Source organism: Mycobacterium sp. TKK-01-0059, assembly GCF_000709305.1.
Lineage (GTDB): Bacteria > Actinomycetota > Actinomycetes > Mycobacteriales > Mycobacteriaceae > Mycobacterium > Mycobacterium intracellulare.
Genome location: NZ_KL446993.1, coordinates 3,470,739 through 3,494,560 on the forward strand (window position 1 = coordinate 3,470,739; position 23,822 = coordinate 3,494,560).

Genomic DNA, 23,822 nt, shown 5'->3' on the forward strand with positions numbered 1-23,822 from the left:
CCTGAAGCTGCGCGAACTGTCTGTCCGGTGAACAAATGGAGGGCAAAGACGTGGATCCGAACGGCAGCGGAGCCGGATCAGACTCACAGAACGGGGCTTCCCCGAACGGATCTGCCCGTCAGCGCCTCGAACAGGTCGTCATTCGCTTCGCCGGTGACTCCGGAGACGGCATGCAGCTCACCGGCGACCGGTTCACTTCCGAGGCAGCGCTTTTCGGCAACGACCTGGCGACCCAGCCGAACTATCCCGCCGAGATCCGCGCGCCCGCAGGCACTCTGCCCGGCGTCTCGTCCTTCCAGATTCAGATCGCCGACTACGACATCTTGACCGCCGGCGACCGGCCGGACGTGCTCGTCGCGATGAATCCGGCTGCGCTCAAGGCCAATATCGGCGACCTGCCCCGCGGCGGCATGGTGATCGCGAACTCCGACGAGTTCACCAAGCGCAACCTGACCAAGGTGGGTTACGTCACCAACCCGCTCGAGACCGACGAGTTGTCCGACTACGTCGTGCATTCCGTCGCGATGACGACGCTGACGCTCGGCGCGGTCGAGGCCATCGGCGCGACGAAGAAGGATGGCCAGCGCGCCAAGAACATGTTCGCGCTGGGCCTGCTGTCGTGGATGTACGGGCGGCCGATCGAAACCAGCGAGAAGTTCATCCGGGAGAAATTCGCCCGCAAGCCTGAGGTCGCCGAGACCAACGTGCTGGCGCTGAAGGCCGGCTGGAACTACGGCGAGACGACCGAGGCGTTCGGCACCACCTACGAGGTGTCCCGGGCGACCCTGCCGTCGGGCGAATACCGCCAGATCTCGGGAAACACCGCACTGGCGTACGGCATCGTCGCGGCCGGCCAGCTCGCGGACATCCCGGTCCTGCTCGGCAGCTACCCGATCACGCCGGCCTCCGACATCCTGCACGAGCTGTCCAAGCACAAGAACTTCAACGTGCTGACCTTCCAGGCCGAGGACGAAATCGGCGGCATCTGCGCGGCGATCGGCGCCTCCTACGGCGGCGCGCTGGGCGTGACCACCACGTCGGGGCCTGGCATTTCGCTCAAGTCCGAGGCGCTCGGGCTGGCCGTGATGACCGAATTGCCGTTGCTCGTCGTCGACGTGCAGCGCGGCGGGCCCTCGACCGGGCTGCCCACCAAGACCGAACAGGCCGACCTGCTGCAGGCGCTGTACGGCCGCAACGGCGAGTCGCCGGTGGCGATCCTCGCGCCCCGCTCGCCGTCGGACTGCTTTGAAACCGCGCTCGAGGCCGCGCGCATCGCGGTCTCGTACCACACCCCGGTGATCGTGTTGTCCGACGGCGCGATCGCCAACGGCTCGGAGCCGTGGCGCATTCCGGACGTCAGCACGCTGCCGCGCATTACGCACGCCTTCGCCAAGCCCGACGAACCGTTCCAGCCCTACGCCCGTGACCCGGAGACGCTGGCCCGGCAGTTCGCCGTGCCCGGCACCCCGGGGCTCGAGCACCGCATCGGCGGTCTGGAAGCGGCGAACGGCTCGGGCAACATCTCCTACGAGCCGGTCAACCACGACCTCATGGTCCGGTTGCGGCAGGCCAAGATCGACGGCATCTCCGTTCCCGATCTCGAGGTCGACGATCCGACCGGCGACGCCGAGCTGCTGCTGATCGGATGGGGCAGCTCTTACGGCCCGATCGGCGAGGCCTGCCGGCGCGCCCGGCGCAAGGGCATCAAGGTGGCGCACGCGCACCTGCGCTACCTCAACCCCTTCCCGGCCAACCTGGGCGAGGTGCTGCGGCGCTACCCGCAGGTGGTGGCGCCCGAGATGAACCTGGGCCAACTGGCGTTGGTGCTGCGCGGCAAGTACCTGGTCGACGTGCAGTCGGTCAGCAAGGTGCAGGGTGTCGCGTTCCTGGCCGACGAGATCGGCCGCGTCATCCGCGCCGCGCTGGGCGGGACGTTGGCCGAAGTCGAGAACGACAAGACGATGGTCGCCAGAATGGCGGCGGCAACGGTTGGGGCAGGCGCATGATTCGCGCCGGCGCCGACGCAGAGCGAAGCGATGAGGAGGAGCGGCGCTCGTGACTGACCTGATCGGCAATCTGGCGGGCAAAGACCTCGGTGTTACCCCGAAGTTGACCAAGAACGACGGGGTCCCCACCTTGTCCGCCGAGGACCAGCCCCAGAAGTCCAAGGACTTCACCAGCGACCAGGAGGTGCGTTGGTGCCCGGGCTGCGGGGACTACGTCATCCTCAACACCATCCGCAACTTCCTGCCGGACCTCGGGTTGCGCCGCGAGAACATCGTGTTCATCAGCGGCATCGGCTGCTCGAGCCGCTTCCCCTACTACCTCGAGACCTACGGATTCCACTCGATCCACGGCCGTGCGCCCGCCATTGCCACCGGCCTGGCGCTGGCCCGCGAGGACCTGTCGGTGTGGGTGGTCACGGGCGACGGCGACGCCCTGTCGATCGGCGGTAACCACCTGATCCACGCGCTGCGCCGCAACGTCAACATCACCATCCTGCTGTTCAACAACCGGATCTACGGGCTGACCAAGGGGCAGTACTCGCCCACCTCGGAGGTCGGCAAGGTCACGAAGTCGACCCCGATGGGGTCGCTGGACCACCCGTTCAACCCGGTGTCGCTGGCCCTGGGCGCCGAGGCGACCTTCGTCGGCCGCGCGCTGGACTCCGACCGCAACGGTCTGACCGAGGTGCTGCGCGCCGCCGCCGGGCACCGGGGCGCCGCCGTCGTCGAAATCCTGCAGGACTGCCCGATCTTCAACGACGGCTCCTTCGACGCGCTGCGCAAGGAAGGCGCCGAGGAGCGGGTCATCAACGTCCGTCACGGCGAGCCGATTGTGTTCGGCGCCAACGGCGAATACTGCGTGGTGCAGTCCGGGTTCGGCCTGGAGGTGGCCAAGACCGCCGACGTCTCCGTCGACGAGATCGTGGTGCACGACGCGCACAGCGACAACTCGGCCTACGCGTTCGCCCTGTCGCGGCTGTCGGATCAGAACCTCGAGCACACGGTGCTGGGCATCTTCCGCAACATCAACCGGCCCACCTACGACGACGCGGCCCGCTCACAGATTCAGGCGGCCCAGTCGGCGAAGCCGTTCGACTCCGCGGCGCTGCAGTCGCTGCTGCGGGGCCGCGACACCTGGACCGTCGACTGACGTGGCCGAGCGGGTGGCGGACACCACAGTGTCCCTGGCTGGAATAGTGCTGGCCGGTGGCGAATCGCGGCGAATGGGCCGCGACAAGGCGACCCTGCCGGGTCCCGGCGGGGCCGCCACGCTGCTCGAGCACGTGGTCGGGGTGGTCTCCCAGCGCTGCGAGCCGATCTTCGTGATGGCCGCGCCGGGGCAACCGCTGCCCGAGGTGCCGGCGCGCGTGCTTCGCGACGAGGTGCGCGGCCAGGGGCCACTGCCGGCGACCGGGGGCGGCCTGCGGGCCGCGGCGGAAACCGGCGCACGCTTCGCCTTCGTCTGCGCCGTCGACATGCCGCTGCTGTCAGCGAGTTTGATCGACGACCTGATCGGGCTGGCCACCGAGACCAATGCCGAAATCGTGCTGCCGTGGGACGGCCGCAGCCACTACCTCGCCGCGGTGTATCGCACCGATCTGGCCGAGCGGATCGACGGCCTGGTCGCCGCCGGTGCCCGCTCGATGCGTGCCTTGATCGACGCCTCCGACGCCCAGCAGATCGTGCTGCCGGAATCGCGTTTCCTGGCCAACGTCAACTCGGAGAGTGACCTGCGCGCTCTGGCGCAGTTGCAGGCCTGACGCCGTCCGCTGCGCCGGTCTGTGAACCGTCGTGATCCGTTGGGGCAGTGTTGATTTGAGGCTTCCTCGCGGAAATGCCCGCGCCCGTCCTGGCCCCGTCCGGGTGCACTGGCCGCAGGGAATCCCGGTCTGCGGCAAAGTCGCCCTCCATTCCTGAAAAGTTTTGTCGCTGAGCACGTTTAGCGAAAGTCATTGCCAGAAAGCGTAATCCACGAGGTCTCATCAACCGATTCGGCTGGGTGGGACTGTGACGGACGAATATCACTGCAAGACACCGCAATTCGTCATCTCTCGACTTTTTCTTGCCTTTCCCGCGTGGCGACGTGAGAAGCGGTGCCGGCATGCGGTACGCTGCGCCCCCTTCCGACCGGGACGGCAGATGCGTTGTCACTGCGGCGAATCGGCAATATCGACCCGAATAATCGTGCGCCAGCTCACAAAATACGCGTGATTAGGCTCACCATTTGTTAGCGGATCCGGCCGACGTGCCCGCGCCGAAAATTCGACCGTGACCTGCGTGAATAGGCCTGCTATCACCGCGTGATCGCGTCGTTACCGAAACGAGATCTGCGATTTCCGAAGATGACGAACGCGCCGGTGTTCTCTACGGTCCCTGTTAGCCCGCAACGGGTTACGGAAAAGTAATCAACAAAACTGAATCCACAGACCCGCGTGTGAGCGGCGCCACGGACGGCGAGAGCCCAACCGTGGTCGGTGGGTGACAACCCGCCGGGCATACCTGGCCCGCCGCTGTCGTGCCTGACCCAGACGGCACGTTCCAAAGCAGGCATTCAAGCCAACACCTTCAGCCCACCTGCGTGGGCTTGCTTTGGCGCGCGCGCAGCGAAAGGAAAGATATTGCAGAACGTCCGTAAGACGCTCATGCTTGCCGCGGTCACGGGCACGCTCGTGACCATCCCGTCGGCCACCGCCCACGCAGACGAAGCGGTGAGCTTCGACCCGAACATTCCTGCTGCCGCCCCGGACGCCCCCGCGCCGGACGCCCCCGCGCCGGACGCCCCGGCGCCGGACGCGCCTCCGGCCCCGGAAGCCCTGCCCCCGGCCCCGGACGCGCCTCCGCCCCCGGCCCCGGACGCCCCTCCGGCTCCGGATGCCCCGCCGGCGCCCGTGGGCTTCGACCCGAACGTTCCGCCGCCTCCTGGCCCGGACGTCCCGCCGCCCCCGCCCGTCAGGGCGTACAGCGTCAACTGGGACGCCATCGCGCAGTGCGAGTCGGGCGGTAACTGGAGCATCAGCACCGGCAACGGCTACGCGGGTGGCCTGCAGTTCACGCCCAGCACCTGGCGCGCGAACGGCGGTAGCGGCTCCCCGTCCGGCGCGAGCCGCGAGGAGCAGATCCGCGTCGCGGAGAACGTGCTGCATTCGCAGGGCATCGGCGCCTGGCCGGTGTGCGGACGCCGCGGCTGACCGACGGCTTCTGGCAGACATATAAGCCGTACATATAAGGAGTGCCGGGCCCCGTGCCCGGCACTCCTTATCTCCAGCAGTCGCCACCCCCGTAGTCGGGTAGCGTCGGGCCCGTGACCGCAACGCCGCGCGAATTCGACATTGTGCTGTACGGGGCGACCGGCTTCGTCGGGAAGCTCACCGCCGAATACCTGGCCCGCTCGGCACCGGACAAACGGATCGCCCTGGCCGGCCGGTCGCCCGACCGGCTGCGCGCCGTCCGCGACACGCTGAGCGAAACCGCGCGGTCGTGGCCCGTCCTGAACGCGGACGCCGCATCGCCCTCGACGCTGAACGAGATGGCGGCGCGGACCCAGGTCGTCATCACCACGGTCGGGCCCTACACGCGCTACGGGCTGCCGCTGGCGGCCGGCTGCGCCGCGGCGGGCACCGACTACGCCGACCTGACCGGGGAGGCGATGTTCGTCCGCGACAGCATCGACCAATTCCACAAGCAGGCCGCGGATACCGGCGCCCGCATCGTGCACGCGTGCGGATTCGATTCCGTGCCTTCGGACCTCAGTGTGTATGCGCTGTACCGCGCGGCGCGCGACGACGGCGCCGGCGAACTCGCCGACACCGACCTGGTGGTCCGTTCCTTCTCGGGCGGGGTGTCCGGCGGCACCGTCGCGTCGATGCTGGAGGTGCTCGACACCGCGTCCCGCGATCCCGAGGCCCGCCGCCAACTCGCCGACCCGTACACGCTCAGCAGCGACCGCGGCGCCGAACCCGACATCGGCCCGCAGCCCGATCTGCCCTGGCGTCGCGGTCGTCGGATCGCGCCGGAACTGAGCGGGCTGTGGACCGCGGGCTTCGTCATGGCGCCCTACAACACCCGGATCGTGCGGCGCAGCAACGCATTGCTGGACTGGGCCTACGGCCGCCAGCTGCGCTACAGCGAAAGCATGAGCCTGGGCTCGTCGCCGATCGCGCCGGTGGCCTCCGCCGTGGTCGGCGGGGTGGGCGCCGCGACCTTCGGGTTGGGCAGCCGCTATTTCCGGCTCCTGCCGCGCCGGCTGGTGGAGCGCATCGTGCCCAAGCCCGGCACCGGCCCGAGCGAGGCCGCCCGCGAGCGCGGCTACTACCGCATCGAGACCTACACCACCACCAGCACCGGGGCCCGCTACGTGGCGCGCATGGAACAGCGCGGCGACCCGGGCTACAAGGCGACGTCGGTGCTGCTGGGGGAGTGCGGCATGGCGCTGGCATTCGACCGTGACAAGCTCCCGGACCTGCACGGCGTCCTCACGCCCGCGGCCGCGATGGGCGACGCGCTGCTGGACCGGTTCCCCGCCGCGGGTGTGTCCTTGCAGGTTGAAAGGCTCGCGGGGTGACCCGGCTCACGGTTCGGGCACTTACACGAGGGTAAACGGCGCTCCCTAGAATTGACGGGTGACCGCCAGCCCCAGCCCCGCCACCGACCTGCCCAAGTCGTGGGATCCCGCTGCGGCCGAGGGCGCGATCTACCAGAAGTGGGTCGACGGCGGATACTTCGCGGCGGACCCGGCCAGCGCCAAGCCCGGCTACTCGATCGTGTTGCCGCCCCCGAACGTGACCGGCAGCCTGCACATGGGTCACGCGCTCGAACACACCATGATGGACGCCCTGACCCGCCGCAAGCGGATGCAGGGATATGAGGTGTTGTGGCAGCCGGGCATGGACCACGCCGGCATCGCCACCCAGAGCGTGGTGGAAAAGCAGCTCGCGGTCGACGGCAAGACCAAGGAGGACTTCGGCCGGGAGCTGTTCGTCGAGAAGGTCTGGGACTGGAAGCGCGAGTCCGGCGGCGCCATCGGCGGCCAGATGCGCCGGCTCGGCGACGGGGTCGACTGGAGCCGCGACCGGTTCACCATGGACGAGGGCCTGTCGCGGGCGGTCCGCACCATCTTCAAGCGGCTGTACGACGCCGGGCTGATCTATCGGGCCGAGCGGCTGGTCAACTGGTCGCCGGTGCTTCAGACCGCGATTTCCGACATCGAGGTCGACTACCTCGACGTCGAGGGCGAGCTGGTGTCGTTTCGCTACGGCTCGCTCGACGACTCGCAGCCGCACATCGTGGTCGCGACCACCCGGGTCGAGACGATGCTCGGCGACACCGCGATCGCCGTGCACCCGGACGACGCGCGATACCGCCACCTGGTCGGCACCACGCTGGCGCATCCCTTCGTCGACCGCGAGCTGGTCGTCGTCGCCGACGAGCACGTGGACCCCGAATTCGGTACCGGCGCAGTCAAAGTCACGCCCGCACACGACCCGAACGACTTCGAGATCGGGCTGCGGCACGGGTTGCCGATGATCTCGATCTTGGACACCAAGGGCCGAATCGTCGATACCGGAACGCAATTCGACGGGATGGACCGCTTCGAGGCCCGCGTCGCGGTCCGCGAGGCGCTGGCCGCCGAGGGCCGCGTCGTCGAGGAGAAGCGCCCATACCTGCACAGCGTCGGGCACTCCGAGCGTAGCGGTGAACCGATCGAGCCGCGGCTGTCGCTGCAATGGTTCGTCCGCGTCGAGTCGCTGGCCAAGGCGGCCGGCGACGCGGTGCGCAACGGCGACACCGTGATTCACCCCGCAAGCCTGGAGCCGCGTTGGTTCGCCTGGGTCGACGACATGCGCGATTGGACGATCTCGCGGCAGCTGTGGTGGGGCCACCGCATCCCGATCTGGTACGGGCCGAACGGGGAACAGGTGTGCGTGGGTCCCGACGAGACGCCGCCGGAAGGCTGGGAACAGGACCCCGACGTGCTGGACACCTGGTTCTCCTCGGCGCTGTGGCCGTTTTCCACTTTGGGCTGGCCGGACAAGACCCCCGAGCTCGAAAAGTTCTACCCGACAAGCGTTCTGGTCACCGGCTACGACATCTTGTTCTTCTGGGTGGCACGGATGATGATGTTCGGCACGTTCGTCGGCGACGACGACGCCATCACCCTGGACGGTCGCCGCGGCCCGCAGGTGCCGTTCACCGATGTCTTCCTGCACGGGCTGATCCGCGACGAATCCGGGCGCAAGATGAGCAAGTCCAAGGGCAACGTCATCGACCCGCTGGACTGGGTGGAACTCTTCGGCGCCGACGCCCTGCGGTTCACGCTGGCCCGCGGCGCCAGCCCGGGCGGTGACCTGGCGATCGGCGAGGACCACGTCCGGGCGTCGCGCAATTTCTGCACCAAGCTGTTCAACGCCACCCGCTACGCGCTGCTCAACGGCGCGCAGCTGGCGCCCCTGCCCCCGCCGGCCGAACTCACCGACGCCGACCGATGGATCCTCGGGCGACTGGAAGAGGTTCGCGCGGAAGTCGATTCGGCGTTCGACAACTACGAGTTCAGCCGCGCCTGCGAAGCGCTCTACCACTTCGCCTGGGACGAATTCTGCGACTGGTACGTGGAATTGGCCAAGACGCAACTGGCCGAGGGGGTCGCGCACACGACGGCGGTGCTGGCGGCGACGCTGGACACCCTGCTGCGGCTGCTGCACCCGGTGATCCCGTTCATCACCGAGGCCCTTTGGCAGGCGCTGACCCACAACGAGACCCTGGTGATCGCCGACTGGCCGCAGCCGTCCGGGATAGCCCTGGATCAGGTTGCCGCGCAACGGGTTACCGATATGCAGAAGCTGGTGACCGAGGTGCGCCGGTTCCGCAGCGATCAGGGGCTGGCGGACCGCCAGAAGGTGCCGGCCCGGATGACGGGCGTCGAGGGAGCCGATCTGGGCACCCAGGTGAGCGCGGTGACGTCGCTGGCGTGGCTGACGGCCGCCGGGCCGGAGTTCCGCCCGTCGGCGTCGGTGGAAGTCAGGCTGAGCGGCGGCACCGTCGTCGTCGAACTGGACACCTCGGGCACCATCGACGTCGCCGCCGAGCGTCGCCGGCTGGAAAAGGATCTGGCCGCGGCCCACAAGGAGCTGGCGTCGACCACCGCCAAATTGGCCAACGAGGACTTCCTGGGCAAGGCCCCCCAAAACGTCGTCGACAAGATCCGGGACCGTCAACGCCTGGCCCAGGAGGAAACCGAGCGGATCAACGCGCGGCTAGCCGGGCTGCAATGACCGAGCCGCCCGAGTGGGCTGAGGACCCCGAAGTTCCCGGCGCGGTTCCCACCCCGGACCCCACCCCGGACGAGATCGCCGCCCTGTTGCAGGTCGAGCACCTGCTGGACCAGCGCTGGCCCGAAACCAAGATCGAGCCGAGCCTGACCCGGATCAGCGCGCTGATGGACCTGTTGGGTTCACCGCAATTGGCCTACCCGTCGATCCACGTCGCGGGCACCAACGGCAAGACCTCGGTGGCCCGCATGATCGACGCGCTGATTACCGCCCTGCACCGGCGCACCGGGCGCACCACCAGCCCCCATGTGCAATCGGCGGTGGAACGCATCTCGATCGATGCCAAGCCGATCAGCCCCGCGCAGTACGTGGCGACCTACCGCGAGATCGAGCCGTTCGTGCAGATGGTCGACGCGCAATCGCAGGCCGCCGGCGGGCCCGCGATGAGCAAGTTCGAGGTGCTGACCGCGATGGCGTTCGCCGCGTTCGCCGACGCCCCCGTCGACGTCGCCGTGGTCGAGGTGGGGATGGGTGGGCGCTGGGACGCCACCAACGTGATCAACGCCCCGGTGGCGGCCATCACCCCGATCGCCCTCGACCACGTCGACTACCTGGGCGACGACCTCGCCGGCATCGCGGGGGAGAAGGCCGGCATCATCACCCGGGCGCCCGAGGGCGCACCCGACACCGTGGCGGTCATCGCGCGTCAGGCGCCCGAGGCGATGGACGTGTTGTTGGCCCAAACCGTTCAAGCCGACGCCGCGGTGGCCCGCGAGGATTCGGAGTTCGCCGTGCTGGGCCGTCAGGTCGCGATCGGCGGGCAGGTGCTGCAGTTGCAGGGGCTGGGCGGGGTGTATTCCGACATCTACCTGCCGCTGCACGGAGAACACCAGGCGCACAATGCGGCCCTGGCGCTGGCCGCCGTCGAGGCCTTCTTCGGCGCCGGCGCGCAGCGTCAGCTCGACGTCGAGGCGGTTCGCGCGGGTTTCGCGGCCGTCGTCAGCCCCGGCCGGCTGGAGCGGATGCGCAGCGCGCCCACGGTGTTCATCGACGCCGCGCACAATCCCGCCGGTGCGGCCGCGCTGGCGCAGACGCTGGCGGGCGAATTCGACTTCCGTTATCTGGTCGGGGTGCTCAGCGTGCTGGCCGACAAGGACGTCGACGGCATCCTCGCCGCGCTGCAACCGGTGTTCGACGCGGTCGTGGTCACCCACAACGGGTCCCCGCGGGCGGTCGATGTCGAATCGCTGGCCCTGGCGGCGCGCGAGAAGTTCGGGCCCGACCGGGTGAGCACCGCCGAGAACCTGCGCGACGCCATCGACATCGCGACCGCGCTGGTCGACTCCGAGGTGGAGGGGGCCGCGCTCGACGGCCACGCCGAGGACTTCTCCGGGACCGGGATCGTCATCACCGGCTCGGTCGTCACCGCGGGCGCGGCGCGCACCCTGTTCGGGCGTGATCCGCAGTGACCGACCAGAACCGGCCCGACCCCTGGCGCAGCTTCGGCGCGGTGATGGCCCTCACGCTGTTTCTGGAAGCGATCGTGGTGCTGCTCGCGATCCCGGTGGTGGGCGCGGTCGGCGGAGGCCTCACGACGGCGTCGCTGGCCTACCTGATCGGCCTGGCCGTACTGCTGATCCTGATGGGCGGGGTGCAGCGCAAACCCTGGGCCATCTGGGCCAACCTCGGAGTGCAGGTGATCCTGCTCGCCGGCTTCGCCGTGTATCCCGGCGTGGGGTTCATCGGCGTGTTGTTCACCGGGTTGTGGGGCTTGATCGCCTACTTCCGGGCCGAGGTCCGGCGCAGGCAGGGGTAGCCCGGCGGTACGCTGTCCGCCGTGACCGAACGGACATTGGTACTGATCAAGCCGGACGGCGTCCAGCGACAGCTGGTGGGGGAGATCATCGGCCGGATCGAGCGAAAAGGCCTCACCCTCGCCGCGCTGGAACTCCGGCACGTCGGCCAAGACCTCGCCGCCCAGCACTACGCGGAACACGAGGGCAAGCCTTTCTTCGAGTCGTTGCTGGCATTCATCACCTCGGGGCCGGTGGTCGCGGCCATCGTGGAGGGACCGCGCGCGATCGCGGCGTTTCGGCAGCTCGCGGGCGGTACCGACCCGGTCGAGAAGGCGATCCCCGGCACGATCCGGGGCGATTTCGGGCTCGAGACGCAGTTCAATCTGGTGCACGGCTCGGATTCGATCGAGTCGGCCAAGCGAGAAATCGGGCTCTGGTTTCCCGACGCCTAGAGCTGCGACGATCGGCCCCGCGACGCGTTGCGGACCGGGGTTCGTCCGACCGGGCTGCATCAGGTGTGGGTTGGGCGCCGACGTGATGTGGGATACTGATGTCGGGTGAACGTCGCCGGACCGGCGTCAGACACCCGAATGAAGACTTAGACAAGCGCGACCATAGCCCCGTCGCCTTGGTTCGCTGCATGTCAGGCCGTCATTCAGCACGGCGCCGAGTGGGTTCTAACCTGAGCCGCTCGGGGCGAGACCATCACAAGCCCGGGAGAAGTGACCCGGGCCCATAGCGAAGCCCTCGCGTGGCCGCGTCGCAACGACGCGCCCGGGGGCTTGAGGAGAATACGTGGTAGACGGTGCACCAACTGCAGACCCATCAGAAGAATCGGCCCGGTCCGGGGAGCTGCCCGACCGGTTGAGGGTCCATTCGTTGGCCCGGACGCTGGGAACCACCAGTAAACGGGTCCTGGACGCGCTCAGCGAGCTGGACGGGCGCATTCGCAGCGCACATTCCACCGTGGACCGCGCCGACGCGGTGCGGGTGCGTGACCTGCTGGCCGCCCAGCCCCAGGAAGCCCCGGACGCCGCCACCGAACCCGTCGTGGATGGCGGCGAGGGTGCCGGCGAACCCGAATCCCGGCTGATGCTGGAAACCCCCGACAACGCCGCCGAGCGGCCGCATTACATGCCGCTCTTCGTCGCGCCGCAGCCACTGGACAGCGACGACGACACCGACACCGACACCGACGAGGGCGCCGACTCCGACGATTCCGACGGCGACGACGACGAGCAGGCCGACCGCCCGTCGAATCGGCGGCGCCGTCGCGGCCGCCGGGGCCGCGGCCGCGGGCGCGGCGAGCAGGGCGGACCCGAGGGCCAGAGCGACGGCGACGACGACGAGCCGCAGGGCCGGGTCAAGAAGGGCGCCCAGTCCGACTCGGGCGATTCCGACGACGCCGACGACGAGGACTCAGACGACGGCGACGACTCCGAGGGCGGTGACGACGGTTCGGCGGATGGGGGCAGCCGTCGCCGCCGCCGGCGTCGGCGCCGCAAATCCGGATCGGGCGACGACAACGACGAAGGGCCTTCACCCGACGACCCGCCCAACACGGTCGTGCACGAGCGGCCGCCCCGCAATGGCAAGAACGGCGGCGACGGCGGCAGCGCGAGCAACGAGATCAAGGGCATCGACGGCTCGACTCGGCTGGAGGCCAAGCGCCAACGACGCCGCGACGGCCGCGACGCCGGGCGGCGCCGCCCCCCGGTGCTGACCGAGGCCGAATTCCTGGCCCGCCGCGAGGCCGTCGAACGCGTCATGGTCGTCCGGGACCGGGTCCGCAGCGAGCCGCCGCACCAGGGTTCGCGGTATACCCAGATCGCGGTCCTCGAGGACGGCATCGTCGTTGAGCACTTCGTGACCTCGGCCGCGTCGGCGTCCCTGGTCGGCAACATCTACCTCGGCATCGTGCAGAACGTGCTGCCCTCGATGGAGGCGGCCTTCGTCGACATCGGCCGCGGCCGCAACGGCGTGCTCTACGCCGGCGAGGTCAACTGGGAAGCCGCCGGACTCGGCGGGTCCGACCGCAAGATCGAACAGGCGCTCAAGCCCGGCGACTATGTCGTCGTCCAGGTCAGCAAGGACCCGGTCGGGCACAAGGGGGCGCGGCTCACCACGCAGGTGTCGCTCGCGGGTCGCTACCTGGTCTATGTGCCGGGGGCGTCGTCGACCGGGATCAGCCGCAAGTTGCCCGACACCGAACGCCAGCGCCTCAAGGAGATCCTGCGCGAGGTGGTGCCGTCCGACGCGGGGGTGATCATCCGGACCGCGTCCGAGGGCGTCAAGGAAGACGACATCCGCAACGACGTCACCCGCCTGCAGGAGCGCTGGAAGCAAATCGAGGCCAAGGCCATCGAGATCAAGGAGAAGGCCGCCGGGGCCGCCGTGGCGCTGTACGAAGAGCCCGACGTGCTGGTCAAGGTCATCCGCGACCTGTTCAACGAAGACTTCGCGGGCCTGGTCGTCTCCGGGGACGAGGCCTGGAGCACCATCAACGAATACGTGAATTCCGTTGCGCCCGACCTTGTTTCGAAGCTGAGCAAATACGAGCCGCCCGCCGGGCCGGACGGGTCGAGCGGGCCGGACGTGTTCGCCGTGCACCGCATCGACGAGCAGCTGGCCAAGGCGATGGACCGCAAGGTCTGGCTGCCCTCGGGCGGCACCCTGGTGATCGACCGGACCGAGGCGATGACGGTGGTCGACGTCAACACCGGCAAGTTCACCGGCTCCGGGGGGAACCTCGAGCAGACGGTCACCAAGAACAACCTCGAGGCGGCCGAGGAGATCGTGCGCCAACTGCGGCTGCGCGACATCGGCGGCATCGTCGTCATCGACTTCATCGACATGGTGCTGGAATCGAACCGCGATTTGGTGCTGCGCCGGCTCACCGAGGCGCTGGCCCGTGACCGCACCCGCCATCAGGTGTCCGAGGTGACGTCGCTCGGTTTGGTGCAGCTGACCCGCAAGCGGTTGGGCACCGGGCTGGTCGAGGCCTTCTCGACGTCGTGCCCGAACTGTGGCGGCCGCGGCATCTTGCTGCACACCGACCCGGTGGACTCGGCGCCGTCGAACGGCCGCAAGTCCGAGTCCGGGGGCCGTCGCGGCCGGCGCAAGAAGAACAAGGCCGAGGAGCCCGTGGTGGCAAAGGTGCCCGTCCACGCTCCTGGCGAACACCCGATGTTCAAGGCGATGGCGGCCGGCTCGTCCACACAGGCGACAACCGAGGACGACGAATCCGACGAGGCCACCGAGGAAACCGGCGACGAGTTCGACGAGAAGAAGGCGCGGCGCGGCGAGGACGTCTCCGACACCGACCACGAGGACTTCGACGACACCGACGACGACTCGGACGACGACTCGGACGACGATTCCGACGACGACTCGGACGACGATGACCTCGATGACGAGGAAGACCTGGGCGACGACGACGAGGACCTCGAACTCGACGACGACGACCTGGACACCGAGGACTCCGACGATTCCGACGACTCCGACGATGCCGACGGCGGTTCGGCCGCGGCTGACCAGGGCGGCCCGCCCCCGGGGCGCCCCCGGCGCCGACGCGCGGCGGGCAGGCCCGCCGGGCCGCCGATCCACGCGGACTGAGCCCCGACAGCCAGGTCGTGTCCGGTTTGACCCTGTAGCCGCTGGTCACGTACCCTTGGACAGTTGTCGTCAGGCCGGGCGACTAAGCTTTGGCCGGCGGCAGCGGGACTCCCGGGGAATCGGAGCAGGCCCGCAACCCAGACCCACCACGTGCACCGCGGCTGGTTCGCGCGCGACGCGCCGAGCAGCGGCTAGAAGAAGGAGCAGAGCAACGATGGCGACCTACGCAATCGTCAAGACGGGCGGCAAGCAGTACAAGGTCGCCGTCGGGGACGTGGTCAAGGTCGAGAAGCTCGACTCTGAGCCGGGTTCGAACGTGTCGCTGCCGGTCGCACTGGTGGTGGACGGCGCCAAGGTCACCACCGACGCGGCGGCGCTGGCCAAGGTCGCGGTCACCGGCGAGGTGCTCGAGCACACCAAGGGCCCCAAGATCCGCATCCACAAGTTCCGGAACAAGACTGGCTACCACAAGCGTCAGGGCCACCGTCAGCAGCTGACGGTCCTGAAGGTCACCGGCATCAAGTGATGAGCCGTCAGGCGAAGAACAGACAGCACTGAGTAAAGGACGACGCAATGGCACACAAGAAGGGCGCTTCCAGCTCGCGCAACGGTCGCGATTCCGCCGCACAGCGGCTGGGCGTGAAGCGATTCGGCGGCCAGGTCGTCAAGGCCGGCGAGATCATCGTTCGTCAGCGCGGCACCAAGTTCCACCCGGGCGTCGGCGTCGGGCGCGGCGGCGACGACACGTTGTTCGCCAAGGAAGCCGGCGCCGTCGAATTCGGAATCAAGCGCGGCCGCAAGACCGTCAACATCGTCGCGGCCGGACAAGCCACCGACTGAGCGCCGCGAGCGTGCACCCACTGCGATAATTCGAGGCGATTCTCGCAGTAGCCGCACGTTCGGCGAGCGAGACGGGTGAGAGGACCCACGATGCCTCGGTTCGTCGACCGCGTCGTCATCCACGCGCGCGCCGGTTCCGGGGGCAACGGCTGCGCCTCGGTTCATCGCGAGAAGTTCAAGCCGCTCGGCGGCCCCGACGGCGGCAACGGCGGCCGCGGCGGCAGCATCGTCTTCGTCGTCGATCCCCAGGTCCACACCCTGCTGGACTTCCATTTCCATCCGCACGTCACCGCGCCGTCCGGCAAGCAGGGGATGGGCAGCAACCGCGACGGCGCCGCCGGCGCCGACCTGGAAGTCAAAGTCCCCGACGGAACCGTCGTCCTCGACGACAACGGCAGGCTGCTGGCCGACCTGGTGGGCGTGGGCACCCGCTTCGAGGCCGCCGCCGGTGGTCGCGGCGGCCTGGGCAACGCCGCGCTCGCCTCGCGCGCACGCAAGGCCCCCGGCTTTGCGCTGCTGGGCGAGCAGGGCGAAACCCGCGACCTGACGCTGGAACTCAAGACCGTCGCCGACGCCGGCCTGATCGGCTTCCCGTCGGCCGGCAAGTCGTCGCTGGTGTCCGCCATCTCGGCGGCCAAACCCAAGGTCGCCGACTACCCCTTCACCACGCTGGTCCCCAACCTCGGCGTCGTGTCGGCCGGCGAGCACACCTTCACCGTCGCCGACGTTCCCGGCCTGATCCCCGGCGCCTCGCAGGGCCGCGGCCTGGGCCTGGACTTCCTCCGCCACATCGAGCGATGCGCCGTGCTGGTGCACGTCGTCGACTGCGCCACCGCCGAGCCCGGCCGCGACCCGATCTCCGATATCGACGCGCTCGAGGCCGAACTCGCCGCGTATACGCCCACCCTGCGGGGGGACGCGACGCTGGGCGATCTCGCCGAGCGGCCGCGCGCGGTGGTGCTCAACAAGATCGACGTCCCCGAGGCGCGCGAGCTCGCCGAATTCGTTTACGACGAGATCGCCGAGCGCGGATGGCCGGTGTTCTTGGTGTCGACCGTCGCGCGAGAAGGTCTGCAGCCATTGATCTTTGGGCTGTGGAGGATGATCTCGGAATACAAGGCCGCCCAACCCGAGATCGTGCCACGCCGCCCGGTGATCCGTCCGATCCCCGTCGACGACAGCGGCTTTCGCGTCGAGCCGGATCCGCAGCAACCGGGCGCCTTCGTGGTCAGCGGCGCGCGGCCCGAACGCTGGGTGCGTCAGACCAACTTCGACAACGACGAGGCCGTGGGGTATCTCGGCGACCGCCTGGCGCGCCTCGGAGTCGAGGAGGAACTGCTGCGGCTGGGTGCGCGCGCGGGGTGCGAAGTGACCATCGGCGACATGACGTTCGATTGGGAGCCGCAAACGCCTGCGGGACAACAGGTTACGCTGTCGGGCAGGGGAACCGACGCGCGGCTCGAGCGCAGCGAGCGGGTCGGCGCCGCGGAGCGCAAGGCCGCCCGGCGACAGCGCCGCGCCGGCGACGATGCAGAGCGCAGCGATGCGGAGGAGCGGCGCCCGTGACCCCGCAGCGTGACGCCATCCGGAACGCGCGCAGCCTGGTGGTCAAGGTGGGCACCAACGCGTTGACCACCGAAGCCGGGGTATTCGACGCGGGCCGGCTGGCCGGCCTCGCCGACGCGATCGAGACGCGGATGAAGGCGGGCACCGACGTCGTCATCGTGTCCTCGGGTGCCATCGCCGCCGGCATCGAACCTCTCGGATTGTCCCGTCGCCCACGGGATTTGGCGACGAAGCAGGCCGCGGCCAGCGTCGGTCAGGTCGCGCTGGTGAATTCGTGGAGCGCCGCGTTTGCCCGGTACGGCCGCACGGTCGGGCAGGTGCTGCTGAGCGCGCACGACATCTCGATGCGCGCCCAGCACACCAACGCTCAGCGCACCCTCGATCGGCTGCGGGCCCTGCATGCGGTGGCGATCGTCAACGAGAACGACACGGTGGCCACCAACGAGATCCGGTTCGGCGACAACGACCGGCTTTCGGCGCTGGTGGCGCACCTGGTCGGCGCCGAGGCGCTGGTGTTGTTGTCCGACATCGACGGGCTGTACGACTCCGATCCGCGTAAAACCGAAGGCGCGCGGTTTATCCCGGAGGTATCGGGTTCGGCGGATCTGGTCGGTGTGATCGCCGGGCCCGGCAGTGATTTGGGCACCGGCGGCATGACCTCGAAGATGTCGTCGGCGCTGCTGGCCGCCGACGCCGGCGTGCCGGTGCTGCTGGCCGCGGCGTCCGATGCCTCGACCGCGCTCACCGACGCGTCGGTCGGCACTGTGTTCGCCGCGCGGCCGGCCCGGATGTCGGCGCGGCGGTTCTGGGTGCGTTACGCCGCCGAGGCCGCCGGCGCGCTGACCCTCGACGAGGGGGCGGTGCGCGCGGTCGTCGGGCAGCGCCGCTCGCTGCTGCCCGCGGGGATCACCGCGGTGTCCGGCCGCTTTTTCGGCGGCGACGTCGTCGAATTGCGGGGCCCGGACGCCGCGATGGTGGCCCGTGGCGTGGTCGCCTACGACGCGACGGAACTGCTCACCATGATGGGCCGCTCCACCAGCGAGCTGCCCGGCGAGCTGCGCAGGCCCGCCGTGCACGCCGACGACCTGGTGGCGGTCTAAGGGCGAGCAGACGCAGAATCGCACGATTTGTTCTTCGAACGTGCGATTCTGCGTCTGCTCGCGATAGGGGTCAGCTCGCCGAGGCGGGCTTGAGATACAGTGCGCCCCAGACGATCTCGGCCAGGGTGGTGGCCAGCTCGGCGTCGTAGCCGGGCGGCTGCGTCGGGAGGTTCTGCTGGCAGGCGCGCTCGACCATCCAGGTCAGCGCGCTGGCCGTGGTGAGCGCCGCCAGTTCGGGGCGGATCGAGCCGTCGGCCTGGCCCTCTTCGATGACCCGGGTGAGCTGTTCGGAGATGCCGGTCAGCAGTTCGCGATACGCCTCCCCGGTCGGTGGGTCGTAGGCGGCCATCTCGTTGAGCGCGACCAGCACCGCTTGGTGCCGTCGATAGATGGCGATGATGCTGCTCATCGCCGCGCGCACGTCGTCGGGGTCGTGCCGCCCGGCCACCGTCCACCAGCGCCGCGCGCCGTCGGCCAGGTCGCCGAACACCTGGCCCGCGAGTCGGCGAAGCAGATGCCCCTTGTCCTCGAAGTAGATGTAGAAGCTGGCGCGGGAGATGCCCGCCTCGCCGGAGAGCCGATCCACGCTGAGCTCGGTGAAGCTCGCGCCGTCGCGCATCAGCCGTTCGGTGGCGTCGAGCAGCCGGCGCTCCATTTGCTCGCGCCGCTGCTCGCGCCCCACGCTTCGGTGGCCTTGCGGCTTGCGGGTGAGCGACGGCATGCGCCGAGCATAGCCGAGCTTTCGACATCTTGACTAGACATACTGTCTAGGCATATCGTCGCGTGGAGTTTGTGACCGGCGTCATACAGGAGGGGACAGCGCCATGGCCGTGATGACGGGTACACCCGGGGCCGAGAAGTCCGGCCGCGCCTACGACGAGATCGACCTGTCCTCGCGGGCGTTTTGGTCCACGACGGCGGCGGATCGCGAACGCTATTTCGCCGTGCTGCGCGCCGAGCGCCCGGTCAGTTGGCATCCTCCGGTCGAAGACTCGCTGATGCCCGATCCCACCGATCCCGGCTTCTGGGCGGTCACCCGGCGCGCCGACATCGTCGCGGTCAGCCGCAACAACGACGCCTTCCTGTCCGGCCAGGGGGTGATGTTCGAGAGCATTCCCGTCGAGCTGCTCGAGGCGTCGCAGTCGTTCTTGGCGATGGATCCGCCGCGGCACACCAAGTTGCGCAAGCTGGCCCACGCCGCGCTGAGCCCGCGGCAGGTGCGCCGCATCGAAGACTCGATCAAGGCCAACGCCAAGACCATCGTCGAAGAACTGCGGACCGCCGGCAGCGGTGCGGATTTCGTCGACCACTGCGCCAAGGAGCTGCCCATCCGGACCCTCTCGGACATGACGGGAATCCCGGAATCCGAGCGCGAGCGCATGGCGCACGCCACCGACGCCCTGGTCTCCTGGGCCGACCCGGAATTCCTCAACGGACGTCCGGCGATGGAAGTCCTGGTCGAGAACCAGCTGTACCTTCACCAGGTCGTCGGCACCCTGGCCACGGAGCGCCGCGAGCGCCCGGGCGACGACCTCATCAGCAGCCTGGTCACCGCCGAAGTCGATGGGGACCGCCTGGAAGACGCGGAGGTGGCCGCGTTCTTCGTGCTGCTCTCGGTGGCGGGCAACGACACCACCCGCCAGACCATCAGCCACACCCTGAAGGCGCTCACCGATTTTCCCGACGAAAAGGCTTGGCTTCTCCATGATTTCGACAACCGGATCGGTACCGCCGTCGAGGAGTTCATCCGGTGGGCGACCCCGGTCATGACCTTCCGCCGCACGGCGGCAACGGATATCGAGCTGGGCGGTCAGACCATTCTGGCGGGGGAGAAGGTGGTGATGTTCTACCCGTCCGGCAACTGGGACACCGACGCGTTCGACCATCCCGAACGCCTGAACCTGGCGCGCGACCCCAATCCGCACGTCGGTTTCGGCGGTGGCGGGCTGCACTTCTGCCTCGGGGCGCACGTCGCCCGCGCGCAGCTGCGCGCCATCTTTCACGAGCTGTTTCGTCAGCTGCCCGGCATCCAGGCGGGCGAGCCGACGTACCTGGCGGGCAACTTCGTGCACGCCGTGCGCAGCATGCCGTGCACCTTCTAATGCGTTGTCAGCGGCGATAACTCGTCGGCGAGCAGCGCGAGCAGTTCGGAGCAGCCGCCGTCGACCTTCACCGTGGCCAGGTCGTCGCCGCGGGTGCTGCCGCGGTTGATGATGGCGACCGGGATGCCCAGGGCGGCCGCGTGCCGCACGAATCGATAACCGGAGAACACCGTCAGCGACGACCCCGCGACCAGCAGCGCGTCGGCCTCGTCGACCATCCTATAGGCTGCTGCCACAACGTCTTTGGGAACGCTGTCGCCGAAATAGACGATGTCGGGGTTGAGCATGCCGGCGCAGCGCACGCAGTCGAGATAGCGGAACGACGCGGTATCGGCGACGACGGCGTCGGCGTCGGGAGCCACCGCCAGCCCGCCGATCGCCTCGGCGCGCTCGATGAATCCGGGGTTGAGCGCCTCCAGCTGCTCGGCCAGCGCCGCGCGGCTCACGGTGTGGCCGCAGCTCAGGCAGATCACCCGCGCGTAGGTGCCGTGCAGGTCGATGACGTTGCGGCTGCCGGCCTTGGTGTGCAGCAGGTCGACGTTCTGGGTGATGACGCCGGTGACCACCGACGCGTCCTCGAGCGCCGCCAGCGCCCGATGTCCCGCGTTGGGCAGCGTGTCGGCCATGTGCCGCCAACCGACGTGGTTGCGCGCCCAGTACCGCTGCCGAAACGCCGCGTCACCGGTGAACTGCTGGATGGTCATGGGGTTGCTGGGCGGGGAATCGGGCCCGCGGTAGTCGGGGATGCCGGAATCGGTCGATACGCCCGCGCCCGTCAGCACCGCGATCCGGCGCCCGGCCAGCAGCGTGACCAACTCGGGGGATTCTGCGCGGGAGACGGTCACCTGCCCAGGGTACGGATCAGGCCGGGTCCAGGCAGTCCGCCGCGGTCGTGAGCTCGGCGGACATGTTCTGCTCCATCATCTTGCAGGCCGCCGCGCCCAGGTCGGCGTCGATGTGGGCGACCGCATCGGTCGGGATCACGACGGGGAAGTGCCGCACGTACGCGTCCAGGGCCGTGTACAGGATGCATTGCTCGGTGACCTGGCCGGTGATGATCAACCGCTTGGTGTCCAGCCGGCTCAGCAGGTACGCCAGCGCGGTCGAATAAAAGGCGCTGTGGCGGACCTTGGTCATCAGCCGGCTGCCTTCGGCGGGCGCGATCGGCTTCACCAGATCGGGCCGCGCGCCGTCGAGCGCCGAGCGGACGATCCCGGAGAACTCGGCGGTGAAATCGCCGTAATTGTCGTTGACATAGATCAGGTCGACCTCGTCGGACGTGCGTGCCCGCCGGACCAAATCGGTCAAAGGCTCGATGATCTTCTCGACATTGGGTATTAGATCGTCAGCGTCGGGATGTTGATAGGTATTCATCATGTCGACGACCAGGACCGCAGTGTCGCTCATGGCGTTGGGGATACCCGGCGGCGAGGAGTTGACACCCCCGAGGCGACAATGGAAGGGCGATGGACTTTTACAACGCTTACAGCCAGGGCTTTGCCCGCGTCGCCGCGTGCACGCATCACACCGTCATCGGTGACCCCGCGGCGAACGCCGAGGCGGTCCTGCGGATGGCCCGGGAGTGCCACGACGACGGCGTAGCGCTGGCCGTTTTCCCGGAGCTGACGCTGTCCGGTTACTCCATTGAAGACATCGTCCTGCAGGACCTGTTGCTCGACGACGTCGACAGGGCCGTCGCGGACATCGTCGCGGCCTCCGCCGAGTTGTTGCCGGTCCTGGTGGTCGGCGCGCCCGTCCGCCACCGGCACCGCATCTACAACGCCGCCGTGGTCATCCACCGCGGCGAGGTGCTCGGCGTGGCGCCGAAGTCGTACCTGCCCACCTATCGGGAGTTCTACGAGCGCCGCCAGATCGCGCCCGGCGACGACGAGCGCGGCACCATCCGGCTCGCGGGGGTCGAGGCGCCGTTCGGTCCCGATCTGCTGTTCGCCGCCTCCGACGTGCCCGGCCTCGTGCTGCACGTGGAGATCTGCGAGGACATGTTCGTGCCGATTCCGCCCAGCGCCGAGGCCGCGCTCGCGGGTGCGACGGTGCTGGCCAACCTTTCCGGTAGCCCGATCACCATCGGCCGCGCCGAGGACCGCTGCCTGCTGGCTCGTTCGGCCTCCTCTCGTTGCCTGGCCGCCTACGTGTATTCGGCTGCGGGCGCGGGCGAATCGACGACCGATCTGGCCTGGGACGGGCAGACCATGGTGTTCGAAAACGGTGTCCTGCTGGCCATGTCCGAGCGCTTTCCGATGGGGGAGCGGCGCAGCGTCGCCGACGTCGACCTCGAATTGCTTCGCTCGGAACGGCTCCGGATGGGCACGTTCGACGACAACCGGCGCCACCACCGGACGACGGCGGAGTCGTTCCGGCGCATCGAGTTCCGGCTTGACCCGCCGGGCGGCGACATCGGGCTGTGGCGTGAGATCGAGCGGTTCCCCTTCGTGCCCGCCGACCCGCAACGGCTGGAACAGGATTGCTTCGAGGGCTACAACATCCAGGTAGCCGGCCTCGAACAGCGTTTGCGCGCGCTGGATTTCCCGAAGGTCGTCATCGGGATATCCGGTGGGCTGGACTCGACGCACGCGTTGATCGTCGCCGCGCGGGCGATGGACCGCGAACAACGCCCGCGCAGCGACATTCTGGCGTTCACCCTGCCGGGCTTCGCCACCGGGGACCGCACCAAGCGCAACGCGATCGAGCTGTGCCGCGCCCTGGGTGTGACGTTCGCCGAGATCGACATTCGCGAGACCGCGCAGCTGATGCTCAAGGAGATCGATCACCCGTTCTCGCGCGGCGAGAAGGTCTACGACGTCACCTTCGAGAACGTCCAGGCCGGCTTGCGCACCGACTACCTGTTCCGGTTGGCCAACCAGCGCGGTGGCATCGTGCTGGGCACCGGCGATCTGTCCGAGCTGGGCCTCGGCTGGTCGACTTACGGTGTCGGCGACCAGATGTCGCACTACAACGTCAACGGCGGCGTGCCCAAGACGCTGATTCAGCACCTGATCCGCTGGGTGATTTCCTCGCAGCAGTTCGAGTCGAAGGTGAGCGAGGTGCTGCAGTCGGTGCTCGACACCGAGATCACGCCGGAGCTGGTTCCCAGCGGCGAAGAGGAAGAGCTGCAGAGCAGCGAGGCGAAAGTCGGCCCGTTTGCGCTGCAAGACTTTTCACTGTTCCACGTGCTGCGGTATGGATTCCGGCCGTCGAAGATCGCGTTTCTGGCCTGGCATGCGTGGAGCGATCCCGAGCAGGGCAACTGGCCGCCGGGATTTCCCGAAGACAAGCGTCCGTCGTACTCGCTCAAGGAAATTCGGCACTGGCTGCAGGTCTTCGTGCAGCGGTTCTACTCGTTCAGCCAGTTCAAGCGTTCGGCATTGCCCAACGGGCCCAAGGTGTCGCACGGCGGCGCGCTGTCGCCGCGGGGTGACTGGCGCGCCCCCTCGGACATGTCCGCGCGCATCTGGCTCGACGAGATCGAACGCGAAATCCCTGAGGACTAGGGCGCGGCCGCCGCGGGCAAAGC

The 23,822-nt window shown here is 68.8% G+C and carries 19 protein-coding genes; 16 read left to right on the forward strand and 3 right to left on the reverse strand.

Annotated elements, in window-relative coordinates; all coding sequences use genetic code 11:
• Nucleotides 1–50 precede the first annotated feature (50 nt).
• The 14 genes from K883_RS16610 to proB all read left to right on the forward strand — a co-directional run bounded on the left by K883_RS16610 (nucleotide 51) and on the right by proB (nucleotide 18,188).
• The gene (locus tag K883_RS16610) at nucleotides 51–2,006 is read left to right on the forward strand and encodes a 2-oxoacid:acceptor oxidoreductase subunit alpha (RefSeq protein ID WP_085976484.1); all 1,956 of its coding nucleotides are present in this window, start codon (nucleotides 51–53) and stop codon (nucleotides 2,004–2,006) included.
• Nucleotides 2,007–2,055: 49 nt separating this feature from the next.
• Nucleotides 2,056–3,156 carry a 2-oxoacid:ferredoxin oxidoreductase subunit beta gene (locus K883_RS16615; protein ID WP_008255186.1) on the forward strand — a complete coding sequence of 367 codons (1,101 nt, stop codon included), beginning with the start codon at nucleotides 2,056–2,058 and terminating at the stop codon, nucleotides 3,154–3,156.
• A gap of 1 nt (nucleotide 3,157) precedes the next feature.
• On the forward strand, nucleotides 3,158–3,766 hold the full coding sequence (gene mobA, locus K883_RS16620; RefSeq protein WP_036428687.1) for a molybdenum cofactor guanylyltransferase: 609 nt from the start codon (nucleotides 3,158–3,160) through the stop codon (nucleotides 3,764–3,766).
• Nucleotides 3,767–4,624: 858 nt separating this feature from the next.
• A complete protein-coding gene (locus K883_RS27925) occupies nucleotides 4,625–5,194 on the forward strand; it encodes a transglycosylase family protein (protein ID WP_081490074.1) in 570 nt (189 codons plus the stop codon).
• A 113-nt stretch (nucleotides 5,195–5,307) separates the two neighbouring features.
• On the forward strand, nucleotides 5,308–6,567 hold the full coding sequence (locus K883_RS16630) for a saccharopine dehydrogenase family protein (RefSeq protein WP_036455000.1): 1,260 nt from the start codon (nucleotides 5,308–5,310) through the stop codon (nucleotides 6,565–6,567).
• A 58-nt stretch (nucleotides 6,568–6,625) separates the two neighbouring features.
• Nucleotides 6,626–9,274 (forward strand): valine--tRNA ligase, encoded by a 2,649-nt coding sequence (locus K883_RS16635; protein WP_036455002.1) that lies wholly within the window; start codon nucleotides 6,626–6,628, stop codon nucleotides 9,272–9,274.
• Entirely contained in the window at nucleotides 9,271–10,740 is a 1,470-nt protein-coding gene (locus K883_RS16640) for a bifunctional tetrahydrofolate synthase/dihydrofolate synthase (RefSeq protein WP_036455003.1), read from the forward strand. The genes K883_RS16635 and K883_RS16640 overlap by 4 nt, the downstream gene beginning before the upstream one ends.
• Before the next feature lie 44 nt (nucleotides 10,741–10,784).
• Entirely contained in the window at nucleotides 10,785–11,087 is a 303-nt protein-coding gene (locus K883_RS16645) for a DUF4233 domain-containing protein (protein ID WP_263645441.1), read from the forward strand.
• Nucleotides 11,088–11,108: 21 nt separating this feature from the next.
• Nucleotides 11,109–11,519, forward strand: a complete 411-nt coding sequence (ndk, locus tag K883_RS16650) for a nucleoside-diphosphate kinase (RefSeq protein ID WP_008255201.1) — start codon at nucleotides 11,109–11,111, stop codon at nucleotides 11,517–11,519.
• 343 nt (nucleotides 11,520–11,862) lie between these two features.
• Nucleotides 11,863–14,682 carry a ribonuclease E gene (locus tag K883_RS16655; RefSeq protein WP_036428689.1) on the forward strand — a complete coding sequence of 940 codons (2,820 nt, stop codon included), beginning with the start codon at nucleotides 11,863–11,865 and terminating at the stop codon, nucleotides 14,680–14,682.
• 214 nt (nucleotides 14,683–14,896) lie between these two features.
• Complete coding sequence (gene rplU / locus K883_RS16660; protein ID WP_009953572.1) at nucleotides 14,897–15,208, forward strand: 50S ribosomal protein L21; 312 nt, start codon at nucleotides 14,897–14,899, stop codon at nucleotides 15,206–15,208.
• Between the two features lie 47 nt (nucleotides 15,209–15,255).
• A complete protein-coding gene (rpmA, locus tag K883_RS16665; protein WP_008255217.1) occupies nucleotides 15,256–15,522 on the forward strand; it encodes a 50S ribosomal protein L27 in 267 nt (88 codons plus the stop codon).
• Between the two features lie 90 nt (nucleotides 15,523–15,612).
• A complete protein-coding gene (obgE, locus tag K883_RS16670) occupies nucleotides 15,613–17,088 on the forward strand; it encodes a GTPase ObgE (RefSeq protein ID WP_036455004.1) in 1,476 nt (491 codons plus the stop codon).
• A complete protein-coding gene (gene proB, locus K883_RS16675) occupies nucleotides 17,085–18,188 on the forward strand; it encodes a glutamate 5-kinase (RefSeq protein WP_014384174.1) in 1,104 nt (367 codons plus the stop codon). Before obgE ends, proB begins: the two co-directional genes overlap by 4 nt.
• Nucleotides 18,189–18,258: 70 nt before the next feature.
• On the opposite strand, the gene K883_RS16680 is transcribed toward proB, so the two are convergent.
• Nucleotides 18,259–18,909, reverse strand: coding sequence for a TetR/AcrR family transcriptional regulator (locus K883_RS16680; RefSeq protein ID WP_036455007.1), 651 nt, complete (start codon nucleotides 18,907–18,909; stop codon nucleotides 18,259–18,261).
• Between the two features lie 103 nt (nucleotides 18,910–19,012).
• On the opposite strand from K883_RS16680, the gene K883_RS16685 reads away from it, so the two are divergent.
• The gene (locus K883_RS16685) at nucleotides 19,013–20,290 is read left to right on the forward strand and encodes a cytochrome P450 (RefSeq protein ID WP_036455008.1); all 1,278 of its coding nucleotides are present in this window, start codon (nucleotides 19,013–19,015) and stop codon (nucleotides 20,288–20,290) included.
• Here the strand turns inward: K883_RS16685 and K883_RS16690 are convergent.
• Both K883_RS16690 and K883_RS16695 read right to left on the reverse strand, forming a co-directional pair.
• Entirely contained in the window at nucleotides 20,287–21,135 is an 849-nt protein-coding gene (locus K883_RS16690; protein WP_036455009.1) for an NAD-dependent protein deacetylase, read from the reverse strand. The genes K883_RS16685 and K883_RS16690 overlap by 4 nt on opposite strands.
• A 16-nt stretch (nucleotides 21,136–21,151) precedes the next feature.
• On the reverse strand, nucleotides 21,152–21,697 hold the full coding sequence (locus K883_RS16695; protein ID WP_008255223.1) for a cysteine hydrolase family protein: 546 nt from the start codon (nucleotides 21,695–21,697) through the stop codon (nucleotides 21,152–21,154).
• A gap of 59 nt (nucleotides 21,698–21,756) precedes the next feature.
• Between K883_RS16695 and K883_RS16700 the strand changes: the two genes are divergently transcribed.
• Nucleotides 21,757–23,799: an NAD(+) synthase gene (locus K883_RS16700; RefSeq protein WP_036455010.1), complete on the forward strand. Its 2,043-nt coding sequence runs from the start codon at nucleotides 21,757–21,759 to the stop codon at nucleotides 23,797–23,799.
• Nucleotides 23,800–23,822: the final 23 nt, after the last annotated feature.